This is a genomic window from Sorangium sp. So ce362, from assembly GCF_051519845.1.
Lineage (GTDB): Bacteria > Myxococcota_A > Polyangia > Polyangiales > Polyangiaceae > Sorangium.
This window is the reverse complement of sequence record NZ_CP150332.1, coordinates 10,529,166-10,549,407: the sequence shown is the minus strand read 5'-3', so window position 1 is coordinate 10,549,407 and position 20,242 is coordinate 10,529,166. Positions and strand designations below refer to the sequence as shown.

At 74.0% G+C, this 20,242-nt stretch carries 14 protein-coding genes; 6 read left to right on the top strand and 8 right to left on the bottom strand.

The features are described 5' to 3' along the window. Nucleotides 1–159 precede the first annotated feature (159 nt). The 4 genes from glyS to dapA all read right to left on the bottom strand — a co-directional run bounded on the left by glyS (nucleotide 160) and on the right by dapA (nucleotide 6,513). Complete coding sequence (gene glyS, locus WMF17_RS40605; protein WP_437598846.1) at nucleotides 160–2,259, bottom strand: glycine--tRNA ligase subunit beta; 2,100 nt, start codon at nucleotides 2,257–2,259, stop codon at nucleotides 160–162. A gap of 181 nt (nucleotides 2,260–2,440) precedes the next feature. Then, on the bottom strand, nucleotides 2,441–4,609 hold the full coding sequence (locus tag WMF17_RS40600) for a hypothetical protein (protein ID WP_437646400.1): 2,169 nt from the start codon (nucleotides 4,607–4,609) through the stop codon (nucleotides 2,441–2,443). Between the two features lie 117 nt (nucleotides 4,610–4,726). After that, nucleotides 4,727–5,536, bottom strand: coding sequence for a 4-hydroxy-tetrahydrodipicolinate reductase (gene dapB / locus WMF17_RS40595; RefSeq protein WP_437598842.1), 810 nt, complete (start codon nucleotides 5,534–5,536; stop codon nucleotides 4,727–4,729). A gap of 71 nt (nucleotides 5,537–5,607) precedes the next feature. Next, nucleotides 5,608–6,513, bottom strand: a complete 906-nt coding sequence (gene dapA, locus WMF17_RS40590) for a 4-hydroxy-tetrahydrodipicolinate synthase (RefSeq protein ID WP_437598841.1) — start codon at nucleotides 6,511–6,513, stop codon at nucleotides 5,608–5,610. A 269-nt stretch (nucleotides 6,514–6,782) separates the two neighbouring features. Here dapA and WMF17_RS40585 point away from each other — a divergent pair, with 269 nt between their 5' ends. The 4 genes from WMF17_RS40585 to WMF17_RS40570 all read left to right on the top strand — a co-directional run bounded on the left by WMF17_RS40585 (nucleotide 6,783) and on the right by WMF17_RS40570 (nucleotide 8,855). Continuing rightward, nucleotides 6,783–7,445: a NuoI/complex I 23 kDa subunit family protein gene (locus WMF17_RS40585; protein ID WP_437598840.1), complete on the top strand. Its 663-nt coding sequence runs from the start codon at nucleotides 6,783–6,785 to the stop codon at nucleotides 7,443–7,445. Between the two features lie 76 nt (nucleotides 7,446–7,521). Continuing rightward, nucleotides 7,522–8,037 carry an NADH-quinone oxidoreductase subunit J family protein gene (locus WMF17_RS40580; RefSeq protein WP_437598839.1) on the top strand — a complete coding sequence of 172 codons (516 nt, stop codon included), beginning with the start codon at nucleotides 7,522–7,524 and terminating at the stop codon, nucleotides 8,035–8,037. 3 nt (nucleotides 8,038–8,040) lie between these two features. Next, complete coding sequence (gene nuoK / locus WMF17_RS40575; protein ID WP_437482545.1) at nucleotides 8,041–8,352, top strand: NADH-quinone oxidoreductase subunit NuoK; 312 nt, start codon at nucleotides 8,041–8,043, stop codon at nucleotides 8,350–8,352. A gap of 182 nt (nucleotides 8,353–8,534) precedes the next feature. Then, nucleotides 8,535–8,855, top strand: a complete 321-nt coding sequence (locus WMF17_RS40570; RefSeq protein WP_437646399.1) for a hypothetical protein — start codon at nucleotides 8,535–8,537, stop codon at nucleotides 8,853–8,855. 291 nt (nucleotides 8,856–9,146) lie between these two features. Here WMF17_RS40570 and WMF17_RS40565 read toward each other — a convergent pair whose 3' ends face one another. The 4 genes from WMF17_RS40565 to WMF17_RS40550 all read right to left on the bottom strand — a co-directional run bounded on the left by WMF17_RS40565 (nucleotide 9,147) and on the right by WMF17_RS40550 (nucleotide 14,946). Beyond that, nucleotides 9,147–10,937, bottom strand: coding sequence for an ArnT family glycosyltransferase (locus WMF17_RS40565; RefSeq protein ID WP_437646398.1), 1,791 nt, complete (start codon nucleotides 10,935–10,937; stop codon nucleotides 9,147–9,149). Between the two features lie 272 nt (nucleotides 10,938–11,209). Beyond that, nucleotides 11,210–13,933, bottom strand: coding sequence for a protein kinase domain-containing protein (locus WMF17_RS40560; RefSeq protein WP_437646397.1), 2,724 nt, complete (start codon nucleotides 13,931–13,933; stop codon nucleotides 11,210–11,212). Between the two features lie 55 nt (nucleotides 13,934–13,988). Beyond that, nucleotides 13,989–14,417 (bottom strand): hemerythrin domain-containing protein, encoded by a 429-nt coding sequence (locus tag WMF17_RS40555; RefSeq protein ID WP_437598835.1) that lies wholly within the window; start codon nucleotides 14,415–14,417, stop codon nucleotides 13,989–13,991. A gap of 79 nt (nucleotides 14,418–14,496) precedes the next feature. Beyond that, nucleotides 14,497–14,946, bottom strand: a complete 450-nt coding sequence (locus WMF17_RS40550; protein ID WP_437598833.1) for a hypothetical protein — start codon at nucleotides 14,944–14,946, stop codon at nucleotides 14,497–14,499. 151 nt (nucleotides 14,947–15,097) lie between these two features. On the opposite strand from WMF17_RS40550, the gene WMF17_RS40545 reads away from it, so the two are divergent. Together WMF17_RS40545 and WMF17_RS40540 are read left to right on the top strand one after the other, a co-directional pair. Continuing rightward, entirely contained in the window at nucleotides 15,098–19,102 is a 4,005-nt protein-coding gene (locus WMF17_RS40545) for a transglutaminase domain-containing protein (protein WP_437646396.1), read from the top strand. Between the two features lie 201 nt (nucleotides 19,103–19,303). Continuing rightward, a complete protein-coding gene (locus WMF17_RS40540; RefSeq protein ID WP_437646395.1) occupies nucleotides 19,304–20,224 on the top strand; it encodes a CBS domain-containing protein in 921 nt (306 codons plus the stop codon). Nucleotides 20,225–20,242 lie beyond the last annotated feature (18 nt).

The window sequence follows — 20,242 nt, the reverse complement described above, 5'->3', positions numbered from 1 at the left end:
CGTCGCTCTCGCGGCCCCCCGGCGGTCGCGCTCGCGCCGGGCGCGCGGGGCAGCTCGTGGTCCCGGGCTGTCGCACCCCCGCCGGGCACGCGGCGCAATTCACCCTGCCCCCCGCCGGGCAAAGCGGTGCCGCCCCGCCGCATCGGCCCCGCTCGTCCGCTAGGACGCCGCGCGCGGCGCCTCGCCGAGCAGCTCGAGCCTCGCCAGGCTCGCGCACGTCTCCGACAGGGCGCGCATCAGCCGCAGGCGGTTGTCCCGCACGGCCGCGTCGTCGGTCATCACGAACACGTCGATGAAGTACTGGTGCAGCAGCGGCGCGAAGTCCGCCACCGCCTTGAACGCAGCGTCGTACGCGCCGCTCTGCACGTCCGACGCGATCTGCTCGCGCAGCTTGAGGTAGCCCGCGAAGAGCGCCGTCTCGCTCGAGTGCACGTCCTGGCCGAACGGCGCGACCGGCTCGCCGGGCGGCGCCTTGTCGGCGATGTTGGTCGCCCGCTTGAACACCTCGCCGACCCGGGCGCGGGTCTCGGGGCTGAGCGCGTCGATCGCGCGCACGCGCGCCCGGAGATCGAGCGGGCGATCCGCGGCGACGCGGAGACACGCGAGGACCGCGTCCTGCGGGAGCCGATCGGAGAGCAGGCCCCGCAGCCGCTCGGCGAAGAACTCGCCGAGGCGCGCCGCGAGCTCCTCGCGCGCGACGTCGAGCTTCACGCCGGCGTAGCCGTCGTACGCGGCGCTGAACGCGGCGCCGAGGCGCAGATCGAGGTCGCGATCCAGGAGCGTGCGCAGCACGCCGAGGCAGGCGCGGCGCAGCCCGTACGGGTCGGCCGTGCTCGTGGGGATGAGCCCGACCGCGAAGCAGCCGACGAGCGTGTCGAGCCGATCGGCGATCGCCACCAGCGCGCCGGCGTGCGTCGGCGCGGTCGCGTCCGCGGCGCCCTTCGGCAGGTAGTGATCGCGGATGACGTCGGCGACGTCGGGGCTGACCCCCTGGGCCAGCGCGTAGGCGCGGCCCATCTCGCCCTGCAGCTCGGGGAACTCGCCCACCATCAGCGCGACGAGATCGCACTTCGCGAGGTGCGCGCCCGAGGCGGCCGCCATGAGCGTCGGCTCGGGCAGCATCAGCAGCAGGCCGAGCTCGCGGGCGAGCCGCTCGACGCGCTCGGCCTTCGCGAGCACGCTGCCGAGCCGCTTCTGGAACACGATCCCGCCGAGCTTCTCGCGGCGGCTCTCGAGCGGGAGCTTGACGTCCTCCCGGTAGAAGAACTGCGCGTCCGAGAGGCGCGCGCGCATCGTCTTGTCGTTGCCGCTCTTGATCTTCTCGGGCGCCTCCGCGGTGTTGACGACCGCCAGGTACCTCGGGAGCAGCGCGCCCGTCTTCGCGTCGCGGACGCCGAAGTAGCGCTGGTGCCCGCGCGCGACCTCGAGGATCACCCGCTCCGGCAGCTCGAGGAACCGCTCCTCGAAGCTGCCGACGATGACGTGGGGCTCCTCGACGAGGGACAGGTTCTCGCCGATGAGGAAGTCGTCCTCGATCAGCACCCCGCCGGCGTCCCGCGCCGCGGCGAGCAGGCGCTCGCGCATCAGGCGCGCGCGCTCGCCCGGGTCGACGAGCACGTGCGCCGCGCGCATCGCCTCGACGTAGTCGCTGGCCGCGCCGAGCGCGATCTCGCCCGGCGCGAGGAAGCGGTGGCCGCGGCTCGTGCGCCCGCTGCGGACGCCGGCGATCTCGACGGGGATGAGCTCGGCGCCGGAGAGCGCGACAAGCCACTGGATGGGGCGGCCGAACGCGAACTCACCCTTCCCCCAGCGCATCGACTTGCGGAAGGGAATCGCCGCGATGAGCGACGTCAGGACCTCCGGGAGGAGGTCGGCCGCGGGCCTGCCAGCCTCGCGCCGCGTGCCCGCGAGGTACTCGCCCTTCGGCCCCTGGACGCGGCGCAGATCGGCGACGGCGCAGCCGAGCTTCTGCGCGAACGCCTCGGCCGCCTTCGTGGGGGCGCCGTCCTTGAAGGCCGCCTTGACCGGCGGGCCGGTGACCTCCTCCTCGAGGTCGGGCTGGCGCGCCGCGATCCCGGAGACGAGCAGCGCGAGCCGCCGCGGGGTGCCGAGCGCGCGCATCGCGCCGTGGCGGAGCCGGAGCTCTGCGAGGCGCTTCGTCGCGAGATCCGGGAGCGCGCGGAGCGCGGCCTCGACAAACGACGAGGGGAGCTCCTCGACGCCGATTTCGAGCAGGAGATCGCTCGCTTCGTTGGACATGGGACCGCGGACGCTAGCCCAGAACCGCCCGTCCGGCGAGGCGGTCGAGCGATCGGGCTGCGCTGCGCGCGCCCGGCTGGTCCGGTCCGGTCTGGTCTGGCCGCGCGCGGGCCGAGTCGCCTGGCCGCGCGGCCCGCCTGCCCCCACCAGGCCGAGCGCGGCTCAACCTGACTTGCGCGGCTCAGCGGTCCTGAGCCGCGCGCCGGAGAGCGCGCGCGAGCACCTTCTTGAAGGCGGTCACCTCTCCTCCGTTCGGCTTGTTCTTGCGGCCGTACCAGGTCGCCGCGCCGACGCGCGCGACGCACTCGGCTGCCCGCGTGTACCGCCGGGTCGCCTTCGCGACCGCCCGATCGTCCGGCGCAGACGCGGACGCGACGGCCGCGCCGAGGTCGTTCAGCGCCTTGTCGAGCGGGAGGCAGCCCTCCGGCGCGCGCGGCAGCGCGAGGGGGGGCGGGGCGTGACAGCAGCGGGCTCGCAGGGCGGCGAGGGTCGCCATGTCGTGCCAGCCGAGCACGGCCCATTCCTTCGTCGCGTTCGACGCTCCCTTGGCCCCGGCGGCCCTGGCGAGGTGGCCCTTGAGCGCCGCGACGCCCTTCATCGGGTCGACCTCGGTGCAGAGGAACGACAGCTGGCCCGCGATCGCGGCGTCGACGCTCTTGCCCGGAAAGAGCGTCGACGCGCAGACGGCGAAGTCCGCCGTGTCTGCAGCGTCCGGCGCCGCGCTCGCCGCGCCGGCGTCCACCGGCTCCGGCGCGGCCGCGTCGCCCGGGGACGCGTCGCCCGCGCCCTCGGCGGCGGGGGCGCTCGGCGCGGCGGGGGCGGCGCAGGCGGCAGGAGCGGCGTCCGATCCGGCAGCCACGGCCGGAAGGGACGGCTGTGGCGGCGCGGCATCGCGGTGGCGCAGCCAGGACCAGGCCGCCGCGACGGCGCCCGCGAAGAGCACGGCGCACAGGGCCAGCGCGGCCACCCGCCGCGCCGCGGAGGGCGTCTTGCGGCGTGCGCCTGGATGGGGCGCCGGGGCGCGCGGCGCATCGGGCACGCCGACGTGCGCGCCGGCGCCGTCGGTCGTCCGCGCGGACGGATCCGGCGGCAACTCGTCGTCCACGAGCGCGGGCCGATCGCGGACAGGCTGCAGGTTCTCCGGTTCGTCTGCGTCGGCGAACGGCGCGGGCGAGAGAGGCGGTCGTTTCGCGTGCGCGGGCGGGAGGGGCGACTGCTCCGTCAGCGCTTGTACAAGGGGCGACTGCTCCGTCGCTGCGGCCGGTAGGGGCGGCTGCTCCGCGTGCGCGGGCGGGAAGGGTGGCTGCTCCGGCGGCATCGGAAGGGCCGGCGGCATCGGAAGGGCCGGCGGCATCGGAAGGGCCGGCGGTGCGGCCGGAACAGCCGCCTTGGGCGGGCGGCTGGAGGCGTCCGTCCCTGGAGCGCCGGCGTGCCCCGGCGACGCGGCAGGCGAGGCCGCTGGCGCCTTCGAGGCGCGATCTGGCGCCTCGGGAACCGGGGTGATCGGCGTGCCGACCGTCGACCGGAGACCCAGCGTCGCGAGTCCGTGGAGCGGCACCGGCGTCCGGCGCCCCGTCGAGTTCGCGCTTGTAGGCGGCAGCGAGCTCCTGCGATGCGGCGGCTGCGAGCTGGAGCTCCCGCGCGGCGGCGAGCTCCCGCGCGGCGGCAGCGAGCTGGAGCTCCCGCGCGGCGGCGAGCTTTCGCGCGGCGGCGAGCTCCCACGCGGCGGCTGCGAGCTCGACGCGCCCCGCATGCCGCTGCTCGACGGGCGCGGCGCCGGCACGGTCCTCGCCGGCTCCACGACCGCGTGCTCATCGAGCGGCGGCAGCTCCCCCAGGCCGTCGCTCGGCCGCGCCGCCTCCAGCGCGTGACGGAGCGCTGCCACCTCGACGATCCGCTGCTCCGCGTCGCGCGCGAGCGCCTGATCGAGGACGCGCCACAGCGCGTCGCCCGCCGCGCCCGGCGGCGTCACCCGCGGCGCGGCGCCCTCCCTCTGCTTGCGGCGGAGCTCCAGGTCGCTCTCGGCAGGGAAGGGGAGCGTCCCCGAGAGCGCCTCGTACAGGGTGACCGCGAGCGCCCACGTGTCGTCCCGTCGCGACGGCCCCTCTCCCGCGGCGCGCTCCGGCGAGCGGTAGCTCACGAAGGCCGGCGTCTCGAGCGGATCGGAGAGCCATCCCCGCGACGCGCACCGCTCGTCCTCCATGATCACGCACGCGGCCGACAGGCGGCCGTGCACGGTCCCCCGCGCGTGCAGGCTCTCGACGCGCTTCGCCAGGCGGACGACCCAGCCCACCGCGTCCCTGTCCGGCAAAGGACCGGCACGTGCGATCCGCGCAGCGAGCGTCTCCATACGAGCGCGGCAGCCTAGTGCGGCGATACGCCGCTGACCACCTTGTGGCTGTCCGCGCGGCGCGCCGGAGCACCGATCGCCGGTCGTCGGCCCGGCAGCGCCCCGGCGGCGCCGCCGTCAGCCTTCGATCACGTCGGCCATCGTGTACCGGCCGGGCGGCTTGCCGCGCAGGTGCCACGCCGCGCGCAGCGCGCCGCGCGCGAAGAGGTCGCGGCTCGTGGCGCGGTGCGTGAGCTCGATGCGCTCGCCGGGGCCGAGCAGGTGGACCGTGTGGTCGCCGATGACGTCTCCGCCGCGCACGGCGAAGATCCCGAGCTCGTTCGCCTTCCGGGGGCCGACGTTGCCCTCGCGGCCGTGCACGTCGGCGAGCGCCGTGGCCGCCTCGCCGGCCCCGCCGCGGGCCGCGCGCAGCGCGTCGGCGAGCCGCACCGCCGTGCCGCTCGGGGCGTCCACCTTGGCGCGATGGTGCACCTCGACGATCTCGATGTCGTAGCCGGGCCCGAGCCGGCGCGCCGCGCTCGCCGCGATCTCCGCGAGCACGTGGATGCCGATGCTCGTGTTCGGCGACCAGAGGACCGGGACGTGCTGCGCCGTCTCGTCGAGGAGCCGCTCGCACGTGCTGTCGAGCCGCGTCGTGCCGCTGACCACGGCGACCTTGGCCCGCATCGCGAGGTGCAGGAGCCGGGGGAGCGCCTCGGGCCGCGAGAAGTCGATGACCACGTCCGCGCCGAGCAGCCCGGCGCTGGTGTCGTCGCTCATCGCGACGCCGAGGTTGCCCGTCCCCGCGAGCTCGCCGACGTCGCGGCCGACGCCGGAGGAGCCGCGCGACACGATCGCGCCCACGATCTGCGCGCGCTCGTCCGCGGCGAGCCGGACGATCGCCTGCCCCATCTTGCCGCTCGCGCCGTGGACAGCGATCTTCAGCAAGCGGGCCTCTTCTTCCCGGGCAGCCTCCATCAGCGCGCCCATCGTTACGCCTCGATGATCGCCGTTCGATTTCACGTCGCCTCGCGCCTCGCCTCGATCCGCTTCATCGCGTCGACGATCTGCTGCCGTGTCGCCTCGCCGGCCGGCGAGAGGGGCATCCGGACGGCGGGGCTCATGCGGCCCAGGGCGGCCAGCGCGGCCTTGGCCGGGGAGGGGTTCGGCTCGAGGAACATGAGCCCGTGCAGCTCCAGCAGCGCGAGGTGGGCCGCCCGCGCGCCCGCGGGGTCGCCGGCCAGGAACCGCCGGGGCACCGCGCTCGTCTCGCGCGGCAGCACGTTCGACGTGACGCTGATGACGCCCTGCGCGCCGAGCGCCATCATCGCGAGCGTCAGCGCGTCGTCGCCGCACAGGACCGTGAGCCGGTCGCCGAGGCGCCGCACGAGCTCCTGGCAGCGGAGCACGTTGCCCGTGGCGTCCTTGATCGCGACGACGTTCGGCGCGGCGGCGCAGATGCGCTCGGTCGCCTCGGCGGAGAGATCGACCCCCGTTCGCCCCGGGATGTTGTAGAGAACGATCGGCCCCGAGACGGCCCTGGCCACGGCCAGCACGTGCTCGCGGAGCCCGTCCTGCGAGGGCTTGTTGTAGTACGGCATCACGATCATCACGGCCCCCGCGCCCGCGGTGAGCGCGGCGCGCGAGGCCTCGATCGTCTTCTTCGTCGAGAACGAGCCCGTCCCCGCGATCACCGGCACGCGGCCGCGCGCCGCCTCGACGACGCGCGCGATGACCGCGGTCGTCTCCGCTTCGCTCAGGGTCGGCGACTCGCCCGTGGTCCCGCACGGCACGAGCCCGCTGACGCCGCCCGCGATCTGCGCCTCGACGAGCGCATCCAGCGCTTCGAAGTCGACGGCTTCGCCATCGGGCGTGAAGGGCGTGACGAGGGCGGTGAACGTTCCCGATAAGGGGAGCTGCGTCATCACACGACCATGATCGCCACCCGGGGGGCGCGTCAACAGGAGAGGACAGGTCCTCCGCGCGCTCCACGCTCTCCGCGGGTTCCTGCCCGGCGCGACGACGATCGGACGCGACCGTGGACGCAGTGCGGCGCCGTCGGCGGAGGTCCGGAGCGGACGGCGTCGCGCGGACCGGACGCCGCGAGCCGGGGATCTGCTAGCCTGCTTGGCGTGGCGCCCCGCTCCTTCGGGCGGTGTGTCCGAGCGCGTCAGGTCCCGGAGAGGCACCGGCCATGGATCTCGCCCAGTACATCAAGAGCATCTCCAGCGCGGCCAATACCATCCTGGAAGGGATGGCGGTCACGTTCTCCCATCTGTTCCGGGAGCCCATCACCGTCCAGTATCCCGACAAGACGGATCGGCCCGTGAGCGAGATGCTCCCGCCGCGCTACCGCGGCTTCCTCGAGGTGCAGATGGACATCTGCACCGGCTGCAAGCGCTGCGAGCGCGCGTGCCCCATCGAGTGCATCGCGATCGACCTGGAGAAGGACCCGGCGACGAAGAAGCAGGCGATGAGCCGCTTCGACATCGACATGGGCAAGTGCATGTACTGCGGCCTCTGCGTCGAGGCGTGCAAGAACGAGTCGACCGGCGCGATCCGCCATACCCGCGAGTTCGAGGGGGCGGCGCCGACGCTCGACCACCTCACCTTCCGCTTCATCCCCGAGGGGCTGGTCCCGCTGTACAAGGCGCCGAAGGACCTCGGCGAGGTGCCTGTCGGCGAGTACGGGCCTCACGCCCGCGAGGCCCGCGAGCGCGCCATGCGCGACAACCCCGCCGCGCTGGAGGAGCTGCGCGCCATCTGGCGCCGGGAGCGCGCCCGGAAGAAGGGCGCCGAGGACCCGGAGGCCGCGGGCGCGGAAGCCGCGGGCGGGGAGGCTGGAGCGGGCGCCTGAGCGAGGGCGTCGCGCATCGAGGGGCGTCGCCCTTGAAGGGCGGTGGGCGGCGGTCTAACGTCGCTGCCCTCACCACATGCCCTCCCTGAGTGCACTCGTCTTCCTCGGGCTTGCGGCGCTGACGCTCGGCTCCGCCGGGTTCGTGGCGTTCTCCAGGAACATCATCCACTCCGCGCTGGCCCTGCTCGGCACGTTCCTCGGCATTGCGGGGCTCTACGTCACGCTGTCGGCCGATTTCCTCGCGGCGACGCAGGTGCTCGTCTATGTCGGCGGCACGCTCGTCCTGATCCTCTTCGCCGTGATGCTCACGAGCCGCATCGCGGAGATGAAGGTCTCGAACCCGCGCGGCCGGCCCGCCGTGGCGTTCGTCCTGGTCACGGCGGTGCTCCTGGTGCTCGGCCGGGTGGCGACCCAGACCCCCTGGCCCGCCGAGGCCAAGCCGGCGATGCCGTCCACCGCCAAGCTCGGGCATGCGTTCCTCGGCGAGTACCTGCTCCCCTTCGAGCTCGGCTCGATCATCCTGCTCGGCGCCATGATCGGCGCGGTCGTGCTCGCGCGCCGGGCCGTCCGGCGCGGCTGGGAGAGGGAGTAGGCGATGGAGGAGATCGGGCTCATCCATTACCTCAGCGTCGCCGCGGCGCTCTTCGGCCTCGGGCTGTTCACCGTCATGACGCGGAAGAACGCGGTGGGCATCCTCCTCGGGGTCGAGCTCATCCTCAACGCCGCCGCGCTCAACTTCGTCGCGTTCGAGCACTTCGTCGCGGGCGGTGTGTCTGGCCAGGTGTTCACGGTCTTCATCATCGTCCTCGCGGCGAGCGAGGCGGCGATCGCGCTGGCCATCGTGCTCCAAGTCTACCGCAACCACCGCAGCATCATGGCCGACCAGCTGACATCCCTGAAGAACTGACGCGAGCGCGGTCATCCGTGCGGAAGCGCGCGAGGCGCGCGACGGGCGAGACGAGCATGGCGGCGCGGCGCCGGGGCCGGCGCGCACCGCGTCGCACGCCGCGCGTCGCGCGTCCGCTGTCCACATCGCTGCCGACGGCGCCCAGCGGAGGTGCTTGACGAGTGCGTGCTCCGCCCCTTCAGGTGGAGCTCAATCCCACCGACAAGCAGGAAAAACCTGACCTTGCTAAGCCCCTGCGGACGACTCACGTTCGAAGCATGCAGAACCTATCCAAGTCGGAGCTGGTGGGGTTCGTGGAGCTCGAGGTCGGCTCGCTTGCTGTGCAGGTGCCGATCCGCGCTGCAGAGGCGGCGACGGAGCTCCCCCTCGCATCATTCGAGGCCGAAGGGGACAACTGCGCCATCCTCGTGCGCGGCGACACGTCCTCCAAGGCGGTTGAGGTCGCGCTGCGAAACGCGGCGCAGGAGGCGGTCAAGCACCTCTCGAAGAAATTGCTCAACTAGCGCCAGACGCCTCGGCGCCGCTCTGGGCGCGTCGGACCACTTCCACCCGGAGACCGGGCCCACGGTAGGGGTAGGCTGCATGGCGGATCTGCGCGTCGGGAATGATGGTCCGCAATGGCGTCAGCGCACAGCAGAGCGGGCGACCTGAGGATGCGTGGGGGTCCAGGAGAGCCGAGAGCACGCCGACGTTCTGCAACCCTTCGGATGGCGGGAAAATCGGCTCGAAGCACCACATCTTCAATCGGTCACGATGGCATTCCCCTGACGCCGCGAGTCGCTCCGTTCGTGGTTTCAGGGGTTCGCTGGGGCGGGCGGGATCCGGTAGAGATAGATGTGGTGGTTGATCTCCACGTCCGGCTCGCGTCCGCGGATCACCGTGTAGCATTTCTTTGGCGCGGTCTTGAGCGTTAGGGCGTGCAGCGCGACCCATGTGCCGGGTTTGGGCACCGTCTCGCAGCCGAAGCGCTTGTACGGAACGCGGAAGTACTCCCACTCGAGGCGGCGCGTGTCGCTCTGGTAGTTGTAATAGAGCGGCTGGATGTCGTGCTCCTTGGCGTACTTCGCCAGCGCGGCGCGATCCTGCCCCCAGTCCTCGCCGTAGATGCTGATCTTGTAGCCACCGAGCGCGCCGCCGACGAACAGGTTGAAGTAACCGAGGAAGTGCGGTGCGGCGAGGAGCGCGCTCAGCGCAGTGCTCCCCACGAGGCCCGCGAGCGCGAGCTGGGCAGGACGGCGCGAGGAGGTGAGCGCCCAGAGCCTGTCGAAGGCGCGCGCCGCGAGCACGGCGAGGAGCGGCATGATCGGCATGGCGTGCCGGACGCCCATGCTGAGGTTGGCCCGCATGAACGAGGCGAGGAGCAGCAGTGCCGTCGCCCCGGTGGCGATCACCTCGACGGAGACGGAGCGGAGCGAGAGGGAACGGGCGTGCCGCAGCGCGAGCGCCGCCCCGGCGAGCAGCAGGAGCAACGTGGCGGGCGGGTTCTTGATGAGGAGCATCACCGGGAAATAGGCCCAGCTACCCATCCGGACGACCTCGCCGAGGAAGTACGACGTGAACCCGCCGGCGTTGAGCGCGGTCACGGACGCCATGCCGAAGAGATACGTGTACGGGAGCGGAATCCGCAGGTCCGCAGGCAGGAACCGCACGAGCGAGTGCCTCTCCATCAGTTGCTGCTTGTACCGCTGCGAGACCTGATATTGCGGCTCGATGGCAGCGAGGATGTCCCGCACCGACATGCCCGTATCGTCGAACTTGTAAATGGCGTTGATGACAAGGAGCAATCCCACGCCCGCCACGAGGGCGTGGAGGCCGAGCTCTCTGAAGCGGCGGGCGGCGGGCTTCCCCTCGAACCGGCCGCGGCCGGTCGCGGCCAGGAGGACCCCGATCGCGCCCAGGATCGGCACGAGGAGCAGGCCGCTGTACTTGGTGACGGCGGCCGCCCCGATGGCGAGCGTCATGGTCACGAGCGACCACCTGCCGGCTCGCCCGCTCGCATACCGGGCGAACTCGCCCACGGCGAGCATCGTCGCCAGCCCCGCCGGGAGATCGGTGGTGACGTACCGGCCCTGGGCGATGATCGTCGGGTTGAACGCGACGAGGACCAGCGCGGCCAGCGCGGCCCGCTCGCCCCAGAACCAGCGGCTCCAGAGCCACACGTAGGCGGCGAGGGCCACGGCCATCAGCATGATCATGAGCCGGGCCCGGAAGAGCTGCTCGCGCGCCCGCGCGTAGTCCTGCTTGATGTAGTCGAGGGCGACGCGCCCGGTGTTCGCGTCCTTCCAGTGCCGGAACGACGTGACGTCCGCGTTGCCCTTCATGAGCGCGAGGGGGATGGCGGTGATCGCGTTCCCGAGCGGCGGGTGGGCGTAGTTGAGCCGCATGTCCGAGGTCTGCCACCAGGCGATCCCGCGTATCGTGTGCGCCCACTCGTCCTCGGTGGGCGAGTCGTCGCGGTGGCCCCACTGCAGCAGGCCGAACATCGCGATCAGGATGGCGAACGGCGCGAGGCGGGCAGTCCAGCGCACGGCTTTGCGGCGGGAGGCGGCGGGATCAGCGGGCGTCGCGGCGTCTTGCCCAGTCATGGCGCGCACCCGTATCACGAAGCTATCGAGGCGTGGCCGCCAGAACCGTGCGGCTGGTGCCGCGTAGCAACGCGTCGCCCAGGCTCGTCCCTGGTTGCGCGGGAGGTCTTGTCGAGACGCTCGGCCCGCACGCCTCCACGTGGAAGCCGGAAGGCAGCGCGTCGCGGAAGCTCCTCACGGTGTATCGGCGGAAATGCTGGAGCGCCCGGTCGTGATCGCTGAACAGCCACGGATAGGCGGGCGCCGTGGCGACGAAGAGCCCGCCGGGCTCTTCACTCTGCCTGCGGGGCCGGTTCTTCCTGGGGAGGCGACGCGGCCGGAGGCGGCGACTCCGCTGGTGACGTCCGCTCTTCGTCGGACGGCTCCGGGGGCGGCGTCGGGATCTCGATCGTCAGGTCGTCCACCTTGGCCGGCTCTTTCCGCGGCTTCTTCGGCGGCGGCGGCGGGCGCCGCTTCCGCGGCGGCGCCGTCGCGGTGGCGCTGGCCGAAGGCTGCGCCGTCGGGGCCGCCGACGCGGCGGGCGCCGTGGCGCTGGGCTGGGGCGCCGGCTCCTGCGGCGGCGCGGGCTCCGTCGCGACGGCGGGCGGCGGGGTCTCGCTCTCGGCTGCCGGCGTGCTCTGCGGCAGGCGCTGCGAGCGGAGGACCTGCCACGCGACGACGCCCGCGACAGCGACCAGCACGATCGCTGTCCAGCGAACGCGCCGGCGCCGGTGTGAGCCAGGGTCGAACTCCGGAAGCTCCCCCTCATGCGCCAGCCCGCTCACGCTGGAGGCCTTCATCCAGTGTTCCGGCGTCTGGCCGGAGGGCACGGCGCGATCCGGCGGGGCAGCGGCAGGCGCGACCGGCTGCTCGAGCGAGCGCGGCGCGCGCAGCGATGCGGGGGGCGCGGACGCCACGGCCGCGGCTTCCCCGACGGCGGCTCGCCCGGCGCCGTCGCGGGGCTGCTCCGGCAGCTCGTGGCTCGGCGGCGCCTCGCGCTCGTGCGCCGTTGGGTGGGCCTCCTGCGGCGAGAGCGCGCGCGGCGTCTGCGCGGCGAGCGGCGGCTCGGCCGGCGCGCTCGGCGCGAGGGGCACGCCGCTCTCGTGCGCCGGCATCGCAGGCTCGGCCGGCGCGCTCGGCGCGAGGGGCACGCCGCTCTCGTGCGCCGGCATCGCCGGCTCGGCCGGCGCGTGGGCTGCTGCGGGTTCGGCCGACGCGTGGGCTGCGGGCTCGGCCGACGCGTGGGCTGCGGGCTCGGCCGTTGCCTGGGGGGCGGGCTCTCCGGAGGCGGGCGTCGCGTCGGCTCGTGGACCGAGCGCCGAGGCTACGGCCGGCGCCATCCAGGGTTCGTCCACGTCGGTGTCGATCGGGTCTTCTTCGAACTCCTCGATGTCGACGTCGACGAGCGAGGGCGCGCTGTCGGCTGCCTCCCGGGGCGTCTCGCTGCGCGCCAGCGCCGGCGGCGAGCCTGAAGGGGCCTCGACGCCGTCCGCCACCGCGGGCGACGTGTTGCCCGGCGGCGCGGAGAGCGGCGTGCCCGTGGAGCGTGGCGTGCCTGTGGAGAGCGGCGGCCTCTGCGACGCGCTGTCGCTGCGCGGCGGCGCCGGAGGTCGATCGCCGCGCCGAGGCGACAGCGGCGAGCGCTCGCTGCGCGGCGGCCGCTCGCTGCGGTGGGACGAGGCCGGCGGCTGCTCGCTCACCTGAGCCAGAGGCGACGCCTGCGGCCGCTCGGTGGCCCGCGGCGGCGCCGGAGGCGGCCGCTCGGTGAGCCGCGGCGGCGCCGGAGCAGGCCGCTCGGTGAGCCGCGGCGGCGCCGGAGGCGGCCGCTCACCGGGCCGAGCCGACAGCGGCGAGCGCTCGCTGAGCGGAGGCCGTTCGGTGAGCCGCGGCGGCGTCGGAGGTCGCTCGCTGGGTCGCGCGGGGACCCGCGCGCTCGGTCTGACCGACAGCGGAGCAGCCGCCGTGTCGGTGGCGTGCTCGCTCGGCCGTCGCTCGAACGCTCGCGTCGAGGCGGCGCCTGCAGGGTCGGCCATCCGGGGAAGCGGCGGCGCCTTGGGGATCGTCGAGCCCGTCGCCGGCCGCGGCGGGGCCGCCGGAGGGCGCGTCGGCGAGGCGCGGGGCGGCATCGGCGGCGGCCGCGGCGAGCTCGGGCTGCTCGCCGTCTCGGCCGACAGCTCGGCGATGCGGGCGAGCGACTCCGCGAGATCGCGCGCGCTGCTGAAGCGCCGTCCCGGCTCGCGGTCGCACGCGCGCGCGAACCACGCGTCGAAGCTCGGCGGCAGCTCCGGGTTCACCCTCGAGGGGACCGGGATCTCGCCGAGCGAGATCTTGATCAGCAGGTCGCCGACCCCCTCGCTGTCGAACGGGAGCTCGCCCGTCACGCACTGGTAGACGATCACGCCGAGCGCCCAGAGGTCGGCGCGGTGGTCGACCTCCCGGAGCCCCTTCACCTGCTCCGGGCTCATGTAGTGCGGCGTGCCCATGAGCGTGCCGACCGTGGTGCGCTGGGCGGCCCGCTTCCCGTGCCCCACCTTGGCGATGCCGAAGTCGAGGATCTTGACGACCTCGTCGTCCTCGTTCGCGCAGAGGTAGAAATTCTCCGGCTTGAGGTCGCGGTGCACGATGCCGGCCCCGTGCGCGCGGGTGAGCGCGCGCGCGACCTGCGTCACGATCTTCGATGTCTCCTGGAGCGAGAGGCGGCGCCGGCTCGCGAGCCGATCGAAGAGGTCCTCGCCCTCGAGCAGCTCCATCACGATGAACGGCTGCTCCCCCTCGATGCCGTGATCGAGGATCTGCACGACGTGCGTGCTGCGCAGCTGGGCTGCAGCCGTCGCCTCGCGGCGGAACCGCTCGCGCGCGTCCTCCTGCTTCGCGAGCTCGGGATCGATGAGCTTGACGGCGACCTGGGTGCCGAGCGCCAGGTGCTCAGCGACCCACACCGAGGCTTGCGCGCCCTGCCCCACGGGTCGGATGAGGCGGTAGCGCTCGCTCAGCACCTGACCTGCTGCGGTAGACACGACGGCAAAAGCCTACGTCGAGGGGAACATCCGTGTCGAGTTCCTGCGTGCCACCTCAGATCCCCTGACGAACGGTTTCCTTCATCAGCTCGCGCCATTCGTCGCGGGTGAGCTCCGGATAAATGTAGTCGCCCTCGAAATTTGTATGGTGCAGGAGCAGCCGGGCGACATTGACGATGCTCCTTGCGACGTCGGCCTGCGCGACGCTCGCCAGCGCCTCGGTCGCCTCGCGCACGGCGGCGTGCTGCTTCAGCGCGACCTGGACCTCCTCGGTGAGCCCGCGGGCCTGGAAATGGGGGAAGATCGAGGCCTCTTCGTAGCGCATGTGCCGCTCCATCGGACCGCGGAGGAACGCGAGCAGGCTCCCGCGCTCGGCGCTCGCCTCGTCCGCGGAGCGCTGCGCCATCGCCATCAGCTTCCTCGCCATCTCGCGGGCGAGCTCCTCCTCCTGGAAGAGCTCGCTCACCATCCGGTCCAGCTCCATGATGTGCGGGCCGTGTAATCCAGATCCCGGGGGAGGTCGAGCGCGACGCGGCGGGACCTCGCGCGCGGGGCCGGTCGGCTCAGTCCTGCGCCTCGGCGCGGGCGCGGACGATCGAGGCGAGCCTGCCGACGACGCCGTTGGCGACCATCGTGAGCACCTGCTTCTCCAGCGCCTGTCGCTCGGATGGCCTGCCGCCGAACGAGATGCGCGAGCGGGCGGTGGGGCCGCCGACGACGCGGCCGACGATGGTGCAGCTCACGCGGTGGACGTCGCCCCGCGTGGTCGAGGTGAACTCGACGACGCGCGCGCTCAGCACGACCGAGCGCGCCTTGCCGAAGTCCGCCTTCTTCGCGGCGCTGGAGAGCATGCCGCGCAGCGAGCGCGCCCGCCGGGCCTGGCCTTCGCCCACGGTCACGTCGACGCTCTTCCACTCGACCTTCGTGTCGCGGGCGAAGGTCGACGCTGGCAAGACCGTGAGCGTGGTCAGGGCCATCACCGCCGAGAGCACCCATCGTGACGCACGGCGCATGCGAGCAGGCTAGTGGGCCGCGCGCTCGCCGGCCAAATTCGCGTACGGCTTCACGCCGGGGGGCGGCCGCTCCGCGCAACCCAGCGCGCCGATCGCCGCGCTCGCGCCGCGATCGGGCACGCGCTATGCCGTGGCCTGGAAGCGAGGATCGATGGAGCGGAGCTCGCCGGGGGAAGATCGACGCGATCGACGCGATCGACGAGGACGAGATCGACGCGGGGGGCGCGCGGCGCGCCGGGGCGGATGCATCGCGGCGCTGCTCGCGATCTCCGTCGTTCCCGCGGCGGGCAGCGCGCAGGCGCCGCGCCCGGGCGGCGCGAAGGTCGACCCGAGCGCCCCGGCGGCGGGCAGCGCGCCGGCGCGGCGCCCGAGCGGCGCGAAGGTCGACCCGAGCGCCCCGGCGGCGGGCAGCGCGCGCGCGACCGAGAAGCGCTCGCGCATCGCGCCCGCGCTGCGGTGGACCGCCGCGACGCCCGACGAGATGCTCGGCGCCGCGCTGGCCCGGGCGCGGCGGGGCGGCGAGGACGCGCTCGCCGGGCTCGTGATCGCGGCGGCCCTCTCCGATCGCGCGGCGCAGGGCCGCGCGCGGGAAGGCCTCGAGCAGATCGCGGCGTCGCCCTCGGCGCTCGCCGACGAGGCGCGCTGGCTCGCGGCCTCGCTCGCCCCCGCGCCTCCGGCGCCGACGTGGCCCGGCGCGCGCGCCGTCTCGTACGACGCGCCCCCGGACCCTTCGGGGCTCGTGAAGGCGTTCGCCATCCTCGGGCCGTTCCAGGACAACTCGGGCGGCGGGCTCGCGCGCCGCGAGGGGCCCGAGGCGGAAGGCCAGCGCTTCTCGGACATGAGCGCCCGCTACGCCTGGGGCGTGTACGACGTCGCGTGGCGCCGGGTGCTGCCCGCCGCGGCGACCGCGCGCGGCGTGCCGCTCGACCTCTACATCCATCCCCGCGCCGAGAGCTGCACCTACCTCGCCTCGCGCGTGACCGTCCCCGCCGCGCTCGATCGCAAGCCGATCCTCGCCCACGTCGCCGCGACCGGCGCCGTCCGGCTCGCGTGGAACGGCGCCGACGTCGCCGCGAGCGACGCGGCCCACCAGCGGCTCGTGCTCGACCGCATCGCCGCGCGGATCGAGGCGCCCGCGGGTGATCACCTGCTCGCCCTCAAGGTGTGCACCGGGGCCGTCTCCGACGAGGGGCGCGTCCGCGTGCGCTTCACCGACGAGCAGCGCCGGCCGGTGGCGCTCGCGACCTCGTCGGACCTCACGAAGCTCGCGCTGCCCCCGGCCGCGTCCCCGGCCGTACGCTTGGCGACCGCCGTCGCGACGGCGCTCGACAGGGCGCTCGACGCGGGCGCGGCGCAGCCCCTGGATCAGACCCTCACGTCCGTCGTGGCGCGCACGCTCGGGGGCGCCGACGATCAGCGCTCGCCCCGCGCGCCCGGCCTGCTCGACCGCGTGACGCGGGCTCCGGGGATCTCCGCCGACGCGCTCGCCCTGGCGGGGTGGGTGTCCCCGTTCGGCGCGAACCGCAGCGGCTGGCTCGAGGCCGCGCGCGCCCGCGGCCTCGCCGAGAAGGACCGGGCCACCGCCGCCTTCGCGCAGCGCCGGCTCGTCGCGGCGCACCTCGCCTCGGACCGCGTCGACTGGGCGGCCGCCGCGCTGCGCGAGGACCCGCTGCGCTCGGCGCGCGACCCCGAGGCGCGCGTCCTCCGCGGGCTCGTCGAGAAGAAGCTCGGGACGTCGGGGTTCACGCGGGCCGGGCTCGAGGAGCTGCTCGCGGTCCTGCGCGAGCAGAAGGACCGGACGCCGGTCGTCGTCTGGCAGGAGATCGCGGCAGCGGCCCGGCTCGACCCGGCGCTCGAGCTGCAGGCCGCGCGCCGGCTCGCCGAGATCGCGCCCGAGTCGCGGGGCGCGCGCTACGTGCTCGCGTTCGAGCCCGAGGGCGGCGCCGCGCTGGAGCTCTCGGCCGCCGGCGCGCTCGCGCAGCAGACGTCGGCCGAGGACGTCATCCGCATCGGCCGCGCGCTCCACGACGCGGGTCGCGTCGCGTGGGCGCGCGAGGTGCTGTCGTACGCCGCGCAGGTCGCGCCGAACCAGCCCGCCGCGTTCCAGGCGCTCGCCGCGGTCCGGCAGGGCGACGCGAGCGCCGCGGCGGCCGCGCTCGCCCACGGCGCGCTCGCGCGGGCGCGCGATCTCGCGCCCGGCGATCCGTTCCTCAAGGCCGAGCTCGCGCTCCGCCTCGGCGAGGGCGCGGCCGGCGCGCCGGACCGGCGGCGCATGCGTGACGAGCAGCACCTCGTCGCGCCCGGCGTCTTCATCACGCGCGCGCGGCAGACCCCGGCGCGGAAGGGCGAGGTGGCCGACCGGCAGCTCCACTGGGTGCGCGTCGTGACGTACCACCCGGACAAGCGCGTCTCGCAGCTCATGCACTACGCGCGCGAGATCGTCATCGAGCCGCGCACCGATCAGGACCTCTACGAGCGCGACATCCCCGCCGAGGCGGAGGACACCGAGCTCCTGTTCGCGCGCGTGCACCGCAAGGACGGCACGGTCTCGCCGCCGGACGAGCAGGGCGCGGGCGGGCAGCGGCCGTTCGTGCGCTGGCCCAAGCTCGAGACCGGCGACGTGGTGGAGGTCGCGGTGCGCGCGTGGACCCCGGGCCCCGTCGGTCGCCGGGGCGACGCGCCGTTCTATTTCATCGACTACGTCGGCTCGACCGACACGCGCCCGATCCTTTACAACGAGGTCGTCGTCGACTCGCCGAAGAACGATCCCCTGGCGATCGACGTGCTGAACGGCAAGGCGGAGCGGGTGCTCCGGTCCGAGAAGGACGGCCGCCAGGTGACGCGGTTCATATGGGACGACCCGCCCGAGGTGCCCGAGGAGCCGCTCGCCCCGCACCTCGCCGAGGTGCTGCCGGTCGTCGTCGGCTCCACGTTCCACGGCTGGCACGACTTCCGGGAGTGGTACCGGGGCGCGATCGCCGGCTTCACCGAGCCCGACGATCAGGTCCGCCGGCTCGCCGCCGAGCTCACGAAGGGCAAGACCACGCGCGAGGACAAGCTGCGGGCGCTCTTCGACTTCGTGGCCGACGACATCCGCTACGTGAACTTCGTCTCGGGCGAGTGGTGGCTGCCGAACCGCCCGCAGGAGCTCCTGGCGCGGCGCCAGGGCGACTGCGACGACAAGGCGATGCTGCTCATCACGCTGCTCAAGTCGATCGGCGTCGAGGCGACGGAGGTGCTGGTGCAGACGCGGTACACGGGCCAGCCCTCGCTGCTCCGGAGCGAGGTGGCGGCGATCCCGGTGTTCGATCACGGCATCGCGTACCTCCCGGGCACAGGCGGCGCGCCGGGGCTGTGGCTCGACGCGACGAGCCCGCAGAGCCGGCTCGGGCCGCTGCCGGCGATGGATGCGCGCACGCTGGCGCTGTTCGTCGACGATGGGCCGCCGAAGATCGTGGAGACGCCGGCGAGCTCGCCGGCCGATCACGGCGTCGACGCCGCGTGGACCATCGCGCTGCTCCCCTCCGGCGCGGGCGAGCTCGTCGCGAAGGAGCGGCACATCGGCGACGCGGCCTTCGAGCTCCGGTCGAACCTGGCGGAGGCCGACGCGCGCGCGCAGTGGGTCGAGCAGTACCTCGCGTACGGCTGGTTCCCCACCGTCGACGTGAAGCCCAAGGTGGCGTTCCAGGCCGATCTCGCGCACGGGGCGGCGTCCCTCGAGTACGAGGCGCGCTCCGAGGGGCTCGCCCGCCGCGAGGGCGCGGAGCTCGCGGTGCCGCTCTCGGGCACGTCCACGATGACGTCGCAGCTCGCGCCGCTCGTGAAGCGCACGCTGCCCGTTGTCCTGCCGCCGAGCATCGCCCCGCGGCACCACAACCGGACGATCACGATCGTCGCCCCCGCGGGGTACGCGTTCGCCGAGCTCCCGCCGGGCGGCGACGAGGACGGCGGCGAGTTCGGCCGCGCGACGATCTCGTTCGCGAAGGTGCCGGGCAAGAACGCGGTGGTGGTGAAGGAGCGGGTGATCATCGACCGCTCGACCCTCCCGGTGGCCCAGTACGCCGCCTGGCGCAGCTGGCTGCAGCGGGTCGACGGGCTCCTGCACCGGATGGTGAGGCTCGTGCCCGTCGCGCCGGCGGCCAAGCAGGCGCGCTGAGCGCCGGCGGCGCGGGTCGGCGCGCCGCCGGCAAGCCATTTACTAAATAGTATTTACAAATCGACGAGGGCACGCACGACCGCCGGGCGAGGGCAGCCGCGCCCTCTCGGTTGGTACCGTTCTGGCTAGCTGTGTCCTCGACGCACGCGCGCACGCGCGCATGCTCACACGAGAAGATGCTGCCCAGGGGAGGGACTCGCCATGTCGCTCGAAGAGTACCGACGCCCGCGGATGATCGTTCTGAGCCCGCGCTCGACCGCTTACGACGCCGTGAGGGCGATGATGGACAACCACGTCGGCTCGGTCCTGGTCCACGATGGCCAGCGCCTCACCGGCATCGTGACCGATCGTGACATCGCGCTGGAGATCGTGGCAGGCGACCTCGACGCGCGCAGCACGATGCTGCGCGACATCATGTCGGACGAGATCGCGACGGTCGAGGTCGACGCATCGATCGACGACGCCGTGCGCACCATGCGCGAGCATGCGTGTCGCCGGGTGCCGGTGACCGAGCAAGGGCGACCCGTCGGCCTCGTGACCCTCGACGACCTGCTCGCCGACGGGGTCATCGACGCCGCGACCGCCGGCTCGATCGTCAGGGCGCAGCTCGAGGTGGCCGCCCGGTTCAAGGCGGAGGGCGCGACGCACCCCGAGGGGACCGCGCGCCCGGAGCGCTCGCACGGCCGCGTGCGGGCCCTCACCCGGCGCAAGGCGCGCGCGGACAGCGCCTATGGCCGTCTGCTCCACGCCGTCGAGCGCCACAGCGGCCTCCAGCAGCGCGACCGCGCCGAGCTCGCGCTCCAGATCGCCCTCGGCTGCCTCTGCCGCCGGGTGACGCCCCAGGAGGCGCGGCACCTCATCGCGCAGCTCCCCTCCAGGCTCCACCCGTCGCTCGAGCCGTTCCTCGACGGGCCCGACAAGCGCATCACGACCGCGACCATCGAGGCCGACGTCGCGCGCGAGCTCCGCATGGACCGCGAGGCCGCCGGCTTCGTGCTGCAGGCGATCTGCGAGGCGGTCGCGGACAGCGTGTCCGCCGGCGAGATCGAGGGGTTCCGCGGTCAGCTCCCGCTCGACATGAAGGACCTGTTCCCGCCGACCCCCCTGCGCCGGGCCGTCTGAGCCGCGTCCGGCCGCCCG

Bases quoted from the DNA above. Each gene is read 5' to 3' on its own strand.
- dapA (WP_437598841.1), bottom strand. From the start codon at position 6,513: ATGACGCAGCTCCCCTTATCGGGAACGTTCACCGCCCTCGTCACGCCC.
- nuoK (WP_437482545.1), top strand. From the start codon at position 8,041: ATGGAGGAGATCGGGCTCATCCATTACCTCAGCGTCGCCGCGGCGCTC.
- WMF17_RS40565 (WP_437646398.1), bottom strand. From the start codon at position 10,937: ATGACTGGGCAAGACGCCGCGACGCCCGCTGATCCCGCCGCCTCCCGC.
- WMF17_RS40550 (WP_437598833.1), bottom strand. From the start codon at position 14,946: ATGCGCCGTGCGTCACGATGGGTGCTCTCGGCGGTGATGGCCCTGACC.
- WMF17_RS40600 (WP_437646400.1), bottom strand. From the start codon at position 4,609: ATGGAGACGCTCGCTGCGCGGATCGCACGTGCCGGTCCTTTGCCGGAC.
- WMF17_RS40580 (WP_437598839.1), top strand. From the start codon at position 7,522: ATGCCCTCCCTGAGTGCACTCGTCTTCCTCGGGCTTGCGGCGCTGACG.
- WMF17_RS40555 (WP_437598835.1), bottom strand. From the start codon at position 14,417: ATGGAGCTGGACCGGATGGTGAGCGAGCTCTTCCAGGAGGAGGAGCTC.
- WMF17_RS40545 (WP_437646396.1), top strand. From the start codon at position 15,098: ATGGAGCGGAGCTCGCCGGGGGAAGATCGACGCGATCGACGCGATCGA.
- WMF17_RS40540 (WP_437646395.1), top strand. From the start codon at position 19,304: ATGTCGCTCGAAGAGTACCGACGCCCGCGGATGATCGTTCTGAGCCCG.
- glyS (WP_437598846.1), bottom strand. From the start codon at position 2,259: ATGTCCAACGAAGCGAGCGATCTCCTGCTCGAAATCGGCGTCGAGGAG.
- WMF17_RS40585 (WP_437598840.1), top strand. From the start codon at position 6,783: ATGGATCTCGCCCAGTACATCAAGAGCATCTCCAGCGCGGCCAATACC.